This window comes from Roseateles sp. Mitsp63, assembly GCF_059491535.1.
The window spans coordinates 2,651,214-2,661,565 of the sequence record NZ_CP168509.1; the positions used below are offsets into that span (position 1 = coordinate 2,651,214).

10 protein-coding genes are annotated in these 10,352 nt (G+C 71.0%); all 10 read left to right on the forward strand.

Going from position 1 to position 10,352, the window contains the following annotated elements; all coding sequences use genetic code 11:
* Window positions 1-5: 5 nt before the first annotated feature.
* The 10 genes from ACEN96_RS11665 (at window position 6) to dut (ending at window position 10,186) form a co-directional block, all read left to right on the forward strand.
* Window positions 6-1,583: an ABC transporter ATP-binding protein gene (locus ACEN96_RS11665; RefSeq protein ID WP_495588175.1), complete on the forward strand. Its 1,578-nt coding sequence runs from the start codon at window positions 6-8 to the stop codon at window positions 1,581-1,583.
* Window positions 1,580-2,713: an ABC transporter permease gene (locus ACEN96_RS11670; protein ID WP_495588176.1), complete on the forward strand. Its 1,134-nt coding sequence runs from the start codon at window positions 1,580-1,582 to the stop codon at window positions 2,711-2,713. Before ACEN96_RS11665 ends, ACEN96_RS11670 begins: the two co-directional genes overlap by 4 nt.
* On the forward strand, window positions 2,706-3,671 hold the full coding sequence (locus ACEN96_RS11675; RefSeq protein WP_495588177.1) for an ABC transporter permease: 966 nt from the start codon (window positions 2,706-2,708) through the stop codon (window positions 3,669-3,671). The genes ACEN96_RS11670 and ACEN96_RS11675 overlap by 8 nt, the downstream gene beginning before the upstream one ends.
* A gap of 2 nt (window positions 3,672-3,673) precedes the next feature.
* Window positions 3,674-4,114: a cytidine deaminase gene (locus tag ACEN96_RS11680; protein WP_495588178.1), complete on the forward strand. Its 441-nt coding sequence runs from the start codon at window positions 3,674-3,676 to the stop codon at window positions 4,112-4,114.
* A gap of 38 nt (window positions 4,115-4,152) precedes the next feature.
* A complete protein-coding gene (locus tag ACEN96_RS11685; RefSeq protein ID WP_495588179.1) occupies window positions 4,153-5,010 on the forward strand; it encodes a purine-nucleoside phosphorylase in 858 nt (285 codons plus the stop codon).
* A gap of 91 nt (window positions 5,011-5,101) precedes the next feature.
* A complete protein-coding gene (gene deoC / locus ACEN96_RS11690; protein WP_495588180.1) occupies window positions 5,102-5,878 on the forward strand; it encodes a deoxyribose-phosphate aldolase in 777 nt (258 codons plus the stop codon).
* Window positions 5,879-5,957: 79 nt separating this feature from the next.
* On the forward strand, window positions 5,958-7,274 hold the full coding sequence (gene deoA / locus ACEN96_RS11695; protein WP_495588181.1) for a thymidine phosphorylase: 1,317 nt from the start codon (window positions 5,958-5,960) through the stop codon (window positions 7,272-7,274).
* A 299-nt stretch (window positions 7,275-7,573) separates the two neighbouring features.
* Window positions 7,574-8,335, forward strand: coding sequence for a tRNA (guanosine(46)-N7)-methyltransferase TrmB (gene trmB, locus ACEN96_RS11700; RefSeq protein WP_495588182.1), 762 nt, complete (start codon window positions 7,574-7,576; stop codon window positions 8,333-8,335).
* A gap of 126 nt (window positions 8,336-8,461) precedes the next feature.
* On the forward strand, window positions 8,462-9,691 hold the full coding sequence (gene coaBC, locus ACEN96_RS11705; protein ID WP_495588183.1) for a bifunctional phosphopantothenoylcysteine decarboxylase/phosphopantothenate--cysteine ligase CoaBC: 1,230 nt from the start codon (window positions 8,462-8,464) through the stop codon (window positions 9,689-9,691).
* 45 nt (window positions 9,692-9,736) lie between these two features.
* On the forward strand, window positions 9,737-10,186 hold the full coding sequence (gene dut, locus ACEN96_RS11710; RefSeq protein WP_495588184.1) for a dUTP diphosphatase: 450 nt from the start codon (window positions 9,737-9,739) through the stop codon (window positions 10,184-10,186).
* Window positions 10,187-10,352: the final 166 nt, after the last annotated feature.

Genomic DNA, 10,352 nt, shown 5'->3' on the forward strand with positions numbered 1-10,352 from the left:
CTGACATGACACAGCCTCCACGCGGCGCCGCCGCGCCCGCGGTCCGTCTGTGCGAGATCTCCAAGCGCTTCGGCGCGGTGCAGGCCAACCGGGCGGTGAGCCTCGCGGTGGAGCGCGGCACGGTGCACGGCCTGGTCGGCGAGAACGGCGCCGGCAAGAGCACGCTGATGGCGATCCTCTACGGCTACTACCACGCCGACGAGGGCCACATCGAGATCGACGGCCAGCGCGTCTCGATCGCGAATTCGCATCAGGCCATCGCGCTGGGCATCGGCATGGTCCATCAGCACTTCATGCTGGTGGACACGCTGTCCGCGCTGGACAACGTGATGCTGGGCGCCGAGCCGGCGTTCTTCCTGTCGCGCGCCAAGCGCCAGGTGCGCCGCGAGCTCGAGACGCTGATGCGCGACACCGGCCTGACGGTGCGGCTGGACGCGACGGTGGCCGATCTGCCGGTGGGCGAGCTGCAGCGGCTGGAGATCCTGAAGGCGCTGTACCGCGGCGCCCGGATCCTGATCCTGGACGAGCCCACCGCGGTGCTGACGCCGCAGGAGACCGACCAGCTGTTCGACGTGCTGCGCCGCCTGCGCGAGCGCGGCACGACCATCCTGCTGATCACGCACAAGCTGCGCGAGGTGATGGCGCTGTGCGACGCGGTGACCGTGATGCGCGCGGGCACCGTGATCAAGACGGCCGCGATCGCCGACACGAGCCCCGAGGACCTGGCCGAGAGCATGGTCGGCCGCAAGGTCAACCTGGGCCGTGACGGCGGCGCGGTCAAGCCGCGGTCGGACCAGCCGGTGCTGAAGGCCGACGGCCTGACGGTGGCGAGCGACACCGGCTCCGGCGTGCACCTGCTGAGCCAGGCGACGCTGGCGCTGCGTCCGGGCGAGATCGTCGGCGTGGCCGGCGTGTCCGGCAACGGCCAGAGCGAACTGCTGGAAGTGCTGGCCGGCATGCGCGCGCCCGACGCGGGCGCGCTGCACGTCGCGGGCCGCGACTTCCAGGCCGATGCCTGGATGGATCCGCGCACCGCGCGCGAGCTCAAGCTCGCCCACGTGCCGGAGGACCGCCACGCGCTGGGCATGGTGCTGAGCTTCCCGGCCTGGGAAACGGCCGCGCTGGGCTATCACGGGCAGGACCAGTACTGCGCCGGCCCGCTCGGGCTGGGCATGAACCAGCGCCACCTGCGCGCGCAGACCGCCGAGATGATGGAGCGCTTCGACGTGCGCCCGCGCAACGCGGAGCTGGGCTCGTCCAAGTTCTCCGGCGGCAACCAGCAGAAGCTGATCCTGGCCCGCGAGATCGGCCAGCAGCCGGCCGTGCTGCTGGTGGGCCAGCCCACGCGCGGCGTCGACATCGGCGCGATCGAATTCATCCACAACCAGCTGCGCCGCCTGCGCGATGCCGGCTGCGCGATCCTGGTCGTGTCGAGCGAGCTCGACGAGATCCTGGCGCTGGCCGACCGCGTCATCGTCATGAACGCCGGCCGCATCACCGGAGAGCTCGCGATCGACGAGTGCTCCGAGAAGAACCTGGGAATGCTGATGTCGGCGTCCCCCACCCAAGAGAAAGCCGCATGAGCGCCCAAGCCTTGCAGATGCCGCGCTGGATGGACCTGGTCCTGCTGCCGCTGTGGAACCTGCTGATCGCGCTGGCGGTGGCCGGCGGCGTGGTGCTGCTGATCGGCGCGAGCCCGGTGCAGGCGCTGACCGTGCTGCTGGACGGCGCGCTGGGCAGCGCGCGCGGCCTGGGCTACACGCTGTACTACACGACCACCTTCATCTTCACCGGCCTGGCGGTGGCGGTCGCCTTCCACGGCGGGCTGTTCAACATCGGCGGGGAAGGGCAGGCGACGCTGGGCGGCATCGGCGTGGCGCTGCTGTCGCTGTGGCTGGCGCCCAGGCTGCCCGGCATCGTGATGATCCCGCTGGCGATCGTGGCCGCGGCGCTGCTGGGCATGCTCTGGGCCGCGGTGCCCGGCTACCTGCAGGCCTGGCGCGGCAGCCACGTCGTGATCACGACGATCATGTTCAACTTCCTGGCCGCGGGCCTGAACGGCTACCTGCTGGTGAACTGGCTGCGCCCGGCGGGCTCGATGTCGGTGGAGAGCGACGCCTTCGCGGACTCCGCCCGCATGCCCGCCGTGCATGAGCTGCTCGCGAAGCTGGGCATCGAGTGGCCGTCCTCGCCGCTGAACCTGTCCATCCTTCTGGCGCTGGCCGCCTGCGTCTTCGTCTGGTGGTTCCTGTGGAAGAGCCGCGCCGGCTATGTGCTGCGCGCGGTCGGCTCCAATCCGGGCGCCGCCCATTACGCCGGCATCCGGCCGCGCTGGCAGGTGCTGGCGGCGATGGGGCTGTCGGGCGCGCTGGCCGGACTGGTCGGCGTCAACGAGATCGCCGGCGTGCAGGGCAAGCTGACGCTGGACTTCGTCGCCGGCGCCGGCTTCACCGGCATCGCCGTGGCGCTGATGGGCCGCAACCATCCGGTGGGCATCGTGCTGGCCTCGCTGCTGTTCGGCACGCTCTATCAAGGCGGGGTCGAGGTGTCGTTCGACGTGCCGGGTTTCAGCCGCGAGATGGTGGTCACGGTGCAGGGCCTGATCGTGCTGTTCGCCGGCGCGATGGCGATGGTGAGCGCGCCGATGTTCGCGAAGCTCTATGGCTCGTTCGCGCGCAGGCAGCGCGCGGCGGAAGGGAAGTCCCATGGATGAGGTGCTGATCGGCTCGGTGCTGGCGTCGACGCTGCGCGTCACCACGCCGCTGCTGTTCGCGGCGCTGGCCGGGCTGCTGTCGGAGCGTTCCGGCGTGGTCGACATCGGCCTGGAAGGGAAGATGCTGTCGGCCGCCTTCGCCGCGGCGGCGGTGGCCAGCGTGTCGCACTCGACGGCGCTGGGCCTGCTGGCCGCGATCGGCGTGGCCATCGCGATGTCGATGATCCATGGCTTCGCGACGGTGACGCACCGCGGTGACCAGGTGGTGTCCGGCGTCGCGCTGAACATGGTGGCCGCGGGCCTGACGGTGGTGCTGGGCATCGCCTGGTTCGCGCAGGGCGGCCAGACGCCGCCGATCGAGGCCGCGCAGCGCATCACCGGCCTGCTGCCGCAATGGGCCGAGCCGGTGCCCGGCAGCTGGTTCGCGTCGGTGATCGGCCATGGCCTGCTGAGCCACAACGCGCTGGTCTACCTGGCCTTCGCGCTGGTCGCGGTGGTGTGGTTCTTCCTGGAGCGCACCCGTCCCGGCCTGCGCCTGCGCGCGGTCGGCGAGAACCCCGCGATGGTCGATGCGGCCGGCGTGTCGGTGCCGCGGCTGCGCTACACCGCGCTGGCGCTCAACGGCGTCCTGTGCGGCCTGGGCGGCGCCTACCTGACGCTGGCGCAGAACGCCTCGTTCTCGCCCAACATGACCGCGGGCCGCGGCTTCATCGCGCTGGCCGCGATGATCTTCGGCAAGTGGAAGCCGGTGCCGACGCTGTGCGCCTGCCTGCTGTTCGGCTTCCTGGACGCCGTCGCGATCCGCCTGCAGGGCGTGTCGCTGCCGGGCATCGGCGAGGTGCCGGTGCAGCTGATCCAGGCGCTGCCCTACCTCCTGACCGTGGTGCTGCTGGCCGGCTTCATCGGCCAGGCCATCGCGCCCAAGGCGCTCAGCAAGCCGTACGTGAAGGAGCGCTGATCATGAGCCACGACCCGATCGCCTCGATCCCGCTGCCGGCCGAGCTCGTCGCCCGGCTGCTGAAGGCGGCGCTGGACGCGCGCCAGCATGCGCATGCGCCGTATTCGAAGTACTTCGTCGGCGCCGCGGTGCTGGACGAGCACGGCCGCATCCACGCCGGCTGCAACATCGAGAACGCCGCCTATCCGCAGGGCTGGTGCGCGGAGACCAACGCGCTGGGCCACATGATCATGGGCGGCGGGCGCATCGCGCGGGCGGTGATGGTGACGGGCGCGGGCTCGGAGATCATCACGCCCTGCGGCGGCTGCCGCCAGAAGCTGCGCGAGTTCGCGCGGCCCGAGGAGCTGATCGTGATCGCGGGCGACGCCAGCGGCGTGCGCGCGCACTGGACCCTGGAGCAGCTGCTGCCGGCGAGCTTCGGTCCCGACCATCTGAAGAACTGACATTGACGCGGCCATGCCGGCCGCGACAGGAGAAAACCATGTCCATGCCCCTGCAAGGCGCCGAACTCGACGCCGCCATCACCACGTCCATCGCCACGCTGAAGGCCACCTTCGGCGAGCAAGGTCCCGAAGTCGCCGTGGTGCTGGGGTCCGGCTGGGCCGGCGCCGTCGACCAGCTGCAGGACGCGAAGCACCTGCCGTACGCGCAGCTGCCGGCGTTCCCGCAGCCCAAGGTCGAGGGCCACGTGGCCGAGATCGCGGTCGGCCGCGTCGGCCAGCAGCGCGTGGCGATGCTGCGCGGCCGCGCGCACACCTACGAGAGCGGCGACTGCACCGGCATGGCCGGCGCGATCCGCTCGCTCAAGGCCTGGGGCGTGAAGGTGCTGGTGCTGACGAACGCGTCGGGCAGCCTGCGCTCGCACCAGCCGCCGGGCAGCCTGATGCTGATCTCGGACCACATCAACGCGCCGCAGCGTTCGCCGCTGACGGGCCTGCCGGGCAGCGACCGCTTCTGCGACATGAGCGTCGCCTATGACCGCGAGCTGCGCGAGCAGGGCTTCAAGGTCGCGCGCGAGCACAACCGCGTGCTGACCGAAGGCGTGTACGTGTGGGCCGTCGGTCCGCACTTCGAGACGCCGGCCGAGATCCGCATGTTCGCGGCCTGGGGCGCGGACGCGGTGGGCATGAGCACCGTGCCGGAGACCATCCTGGCGCGTCACGCCGGGCTGCGCGTGGCGGGCCTGGCGCTGATCACCAACATGGCCGCCGGCATGTCGGACGAGGCGATCACGCACGCGCTGACGCTGCAGCAGGCCAAGGCCTCGAGCGAGCGCGCCTCGGCCTTCCTGGGGCAGTACTTGGCCTCGCTGGCGACGCTGGAATCGCTCAAGGGCTGATCGTCCGGAAGGTGCAAGATCGGGGCGCCCGCCCCGGTCGCGGCGTGCCACGGGTGTGGCGGCGCCGGGGTGGATCAGTAGGGAGTAGTCGATGAAGACCGAGATCAGTCTTGAACGCGCGGCGCGACTGGCGTTGCAATGCCTGGACCTGACCAGCCTGAACGACGGCGACACCGCCGCGGACATCGAGGCGCTGTGCGCGCGCGCCATCGGCGCGCCGGAGCGCGGCCATGTGGCCGCCGTGTGCGTGTGGCCGAAGTTCGTCGCGCAGGCGCGCGCCGCGCTGCCCAAGGACATCCGCGTCGCGGCGGTCGCCAACTTCCCCGATGGCGGCCTGGACCTGCCGCGCGTGCTGGCCGAGATCGACGCGATCGCGCAGGCCGGGGCGCAGGAGGTGGACGTGGTGCTGCCGTACCGCGCGCTGATGGCGGGGCAGTCGACCGAGGTGGGGGAATTCCTGTCCGAGGTGCGCCATGCCACGCGTCCGCTGACGCTGAAGGTCATCATCGAATCGGGCGAGCTGGGCTCGGCCGCGCGCATCGCCGAGGCCACGCGCCAGGCGCTGATGGCCGGCGCGGACTTCGTCAAGACCAGCACCGGCAAGACCAAGGTGTCGGCGACGCCGGAGGCGGCGAAGGCGATGCTGCGCGAGATCGCGGGCAGCGGGCTCGGCAACGCGGGCTTCAAGGCCTCGGGCGGCATCCGCTCGGTGGCGGATGCGCGCGCCTATCTGCAGCTGGCGGAGGAGGCGCTCGGCGCGGGCGCGCTGACGCCGCAGCGCCTGCGCTTCGGCGCGAGCGGGCTGCTCGGCGACATCGAGGCGGTGCTGGCCGGACAGGACAGCGCGGCGATCAGCGCCGCGTACTGAGCGCGGCGCGGCGGCAGGCCGCGAGGGTCCGCGGCGCGCGGACCGCACGACGACAACACAGATCGAGGGGACGCGGCAGATGCTGGCGCAGGAAATCATTCGGGCCAAGCGCGAAGGGCGCGCGCTGGACGAGGCACAGATCCAGCACTTCGTGCGCGGGCTGGTGGACGGCAGCTGGAGCGAAGGCCAGGTGGCGGCGCTCGGCATGGCGGTGTTCCTGCGCGGCATGGGGCGCGACGAGGCGGTGGCGCTGACGCGCGCGATGATGCGCAGCGGCCGCGTGCTGGCCTGGCCGGACATGCCCGGTCCGGTGCTGGACAAGCACTCGAGCGGCGGTGTCGGCGACAAGCTGAGCCTGATGATCGCGCCGATGGTGGCGGCCTGCGGCGGCTACGTGCCGATGATCGCGGGGCGCGGGCTGGGGCACACGGGCGGGACGGTCGACAAGCTCGAGGCGATCCCGGGCTACACGACGACGCCGGACCCGGCGGACTTCGATCGCATCGCGCGCACGCTGGGCTGCGCCATCATCGGCCAGACCAGCGACCTGGCGCCGGCGGACAAGCGCTTCTACGCGGTGCGCGACATCACGGCCACGGTCGAGAGCGTGCCGCTGATCACCGCCAGCATCCTGTCCAAGAAGCTCGCGGCGGGCCTGCAAGGGCTGGCGATGGACATCAAGTGCGGCAATGGCGCGTTCGCGGCGACGCCGGCGTTCGGCCAGGAGCTGGCGCGGAGCATCGTCGACGTCGCGGGCGGGGCGGGGCTGCGCACGCGGGCGTTGATCACCGACATGAACCAAGTGCTGGGCTGGGAAGTGGGCAACGCGCTGGAGGTGCGCGGGGCCATCGAGTATTTGAAGGGCGATAGGCCCCGCGAGGCGCGCACGCACGAGCTGACGCTGGCGCTGTGCGCGGAGATGCTGGTGCTGGGCGGGCTCGCGCCCGACACGGCGGCCGCACGGGTGAAGCTGCAGGCGGCGCTGGACAGCGGCGCGGCGGCGGAGCGTTTCGCGAAGATGGTCGCGGCGCTGGGCGGGCCGGCGGATCTGATGGAAAGGCCGGAGGCTTACCTGGCCGCGGCGCCGGTCGTGCGGGCGGTGCCCGCGCCGCGCGCGGGGCGCGTCGTCGGGATGAAGACGCGAGAGATCGGGCTGGTGATCGTGGAACTGGGCGGCGGGCGGCGTCTGCCGGGCGACGCGCTGGACATGCGGGTCGGGCTGGATCGCTTCGCGCAACTGGGCGACGTGGTGTCGGCGGGCGATCCGATCGCCTTCGTCCACGCGGCGGACGAGGCGTCCGCGGATCGCGCGATCGCGCAGGTGCTGGAGGCGGTCAGCATCGAGGACTCGCCGCATTGGATGCCGGCGCCCCTGGTCATGGCCGAACTCGGTTGACTGCGGGACAGCCCCCTCTCCCTCGCCCTCTCCCCCTCGCGGGGGCGAGGGAATGATTCTGGCGAAGGAATGATTCTGGCGAAGGAATGATTCTGGCGAAGGAATGGTTCTGGCGAAGGAATGGTTCTGGCGAAGGAATGGTTCTGGCGAAGGAATGGTTCTGGCGAAGGAATGGTTCTGGTGAGGGGACGATTTCAACTCCCTCGCCCCGCTTGCGGGGAGAGGGCAGGGGAGAGGGGTCTTCGAAGTCCATCAATGCTGGCCGATAGAATCCCGCCCCTCGTTCCCTGATTCCCGACATGTCCGATTCCATCGACCCCATCGACGATCCCATCGATAGCGACGACGCCGGCGATTCGCCGGCGGGCGAGGGCGTCCACCACCCGCGCGCCCGCATCCGCAGCTTCGTCGTGCGCGCCGGCCGCATGGGCACGGGGCAGATCAAGGCGCTCGCGGAACTGGGCCCGAAGTTCGTGCTGCCGTTCAAGCCCGAGGCGCTCGACTACGAAGCCGTCTTCGGCCGCAAGGCCCCGGTGGTCTTCGAGATCGGCTTCGGCATGGGCGGCCCGACCGCCCAGATCGCCCGCACGCTGCCTGATGTCGACTTCATCGGCTGCGAGGTCCACGAGCCCGGCGTCGGCGCCTTGCTGAAGCTGATCGGCGAGCAGGACATCCCCAACATTCGCATCTTCCAGCACGACGCCGTCGAGGTGCTGGACGCCATGATCCCGAAGGGCTCGCTGGCCGGCGTGCACATCTACTTCCCCGATCCCTGGCACAAGAAGCGGCACAACAAGCGCCGCCTGGTGCAGCCGCCGTTCATCGCCAAGCTGGTGCAACACCTGGCCCCGGGCGGCTACCTGCACCTGGCCACCGACTGGGAACCCTACGCGCAGCAGATGCTGGAGGTGCTGGCCGCCGATCCGGACCTGGTCAACGGCTCGGCCCGCCCCGACGGCTACGCCGACAAGCCGGAATACCGCCCGCTGACCAAGTTCGAGCACCGCGGCCTGAAGCTGGGCCATGGCGTCTGGGACCTGGTGTTCAAGCGCCAGGGCTGAATCCCGCATCCACGACCGCCCGGCGGGCCGCGAGGGCAGGGCGGTGGATGACCAAGGTCAGTCGCGACCGTGCCTGCAAGGCCTTTCAGGGCGCGCGAAAAGGTCGCGCTGGTAGAGTTCCGCCCCATGTCCGAATCCAACTCCCTCGCCGGCCGGCACGTGCTGCTGGGCCTGTCCGGCGGCATCGCCTGCTACAAGATCGCCGAGCTGACCCGGCTGCTGGTGAAGGCTGGCGCGACGGTGCAGGTCGTGATGACCGAGGCCGCCGAGGCCTTCATCACGCCGGTGACGATGCAGGCGCTGTCGAACCGGCCGGTGTTCACCAGCCAATGGGATGCGCGCCCCGAGAACAACATGGCGCACATCAACCTGACGCGCGAGGCGGACGTGATGCTGATCGCGCCGGCCAGCGCCGACATGATCGCCAAGCTGGCGCAGGGACGCGCGGACGAACTCCTGTCGCTGACGGCGCTGGCGCGCCCGGCGCAGCGCTGCGGGCTGCTGCTCGCGCCGGCGATGAACCGCGAGATGTGGGCCCATCCGGCGACGCAGCGCAACCTGGCGCAGGTGCAGGCCGATGGCGCGCGCGTGCTGGGCGTGGGCAGCGGCGACCAGGCCTGCGGCGAGGTCGGCGACGGCCGCATGCTGGAGCCGCAGCAGCTGCTGGAGCATGTGATCGCGCATTTCCAGCCGAAGGTGCTGGCGGGGCGCAAGCTGCTGATCACGGCCGGGCCGACCTACGAGGCGATCGATCCGGTGCGGGGCATCACGAACCGCTCGAGCGGCAAGATGGGTTTCGCGATCGCGCGCGCCGCGGCGGAGGCCGGGGCCGAGGTGACGCTGGTGGCGGGTCCGGTGCATCTGCCCACGCCGCTGGGCGTGACGCGCGTGGACGTGCAGAGCGCGCGCGAGATGCTGGACGCGGTGCTGCCGCGGGCGGCGACGCATCAGGTGTTCGTGGCGACGGCGGCGGTGGCGGACTGGCGTCCGGCGCAGGCGGCCGAGCACAAGATCAAGAAGAACGCCAAGGCTGGCGAGGCGGTCGCGCCCGCGCTGGCGCTGGCGGAGAACCCCGACATCCTGGCGACGGTCGCCGCGCTGGCGCATCCGCCGCTGTGCGTGGGCTTCGCGGCGGAGAGCCAGGACCTGATCAAGCATGCGCGCGAGAAGCGCCAGCGCAAGAACGTGCCGCTGATCGTGGCGAACGTCGGCCCGGCGACCTTCGGGCAGGACGACAACGCGCTGACGTTGGTGGATGCGCGCGGCGAGCGCGAGCTGTCGCGCGCCGACAAGCTGACGCTGGCGCGGGAGCTGGTGCGCGAGATCGCGCAGCGGCTGACGACCTATGCAGCCTGAGCGCGGCGGCGCGCGGGCGACCGATTTCCCTTTTCCGTTGATTCCATGACCACCATTGATCTGAAGGTGCTCGACCGCCGCATGGCCGAGCAGCTCCCCGCCTACGCGACGGCCGGCAGCGCCGGCCTGGACTTGCGCGCCTGCCTGGACGAGGCGCTGACGCTGGCGCCGGGCGACACGGTGCTGGTGCCGACGGGGCTGGCGATCCACATCGGCGACGCCAGGCTGGCGGCGATGATCCTGCCGCGCTCGGGGCTGGGTCACAAGCACGGCGTGGTGCTGGGCAACCTGGTGGGGCTGATCGATTCGGACTACCAGGGGCAGCTGATGGTCAGCGTGTGGAACCGCGGCAAGGACACGTTCGTGATCCAGCCGATGGAGCGCATCGCGCAGATGGTCATCGTGCCGGTGGTGCAGCCGAGCTTCCGCGTGGTCGAGGACTTCGATGCGTCCTCGCGCGGCGAGGGCGGCTTCGGATCGACCGGCAAGGCGTGAAGGCGGCGGCGCTCGCCGCCGCAACGACTCTCTCGCGTTCATCCATTCCGCGCGGCAAGAGTTCCCTCGCGTTCATCCATTCCCTCGCCGCAAGAACTCCCTAGCGCTTATCCATTCCCTCTCGGCAAGAACTCCCTCGCCCCCTATGGGGGAGAGGGCAGGGGAG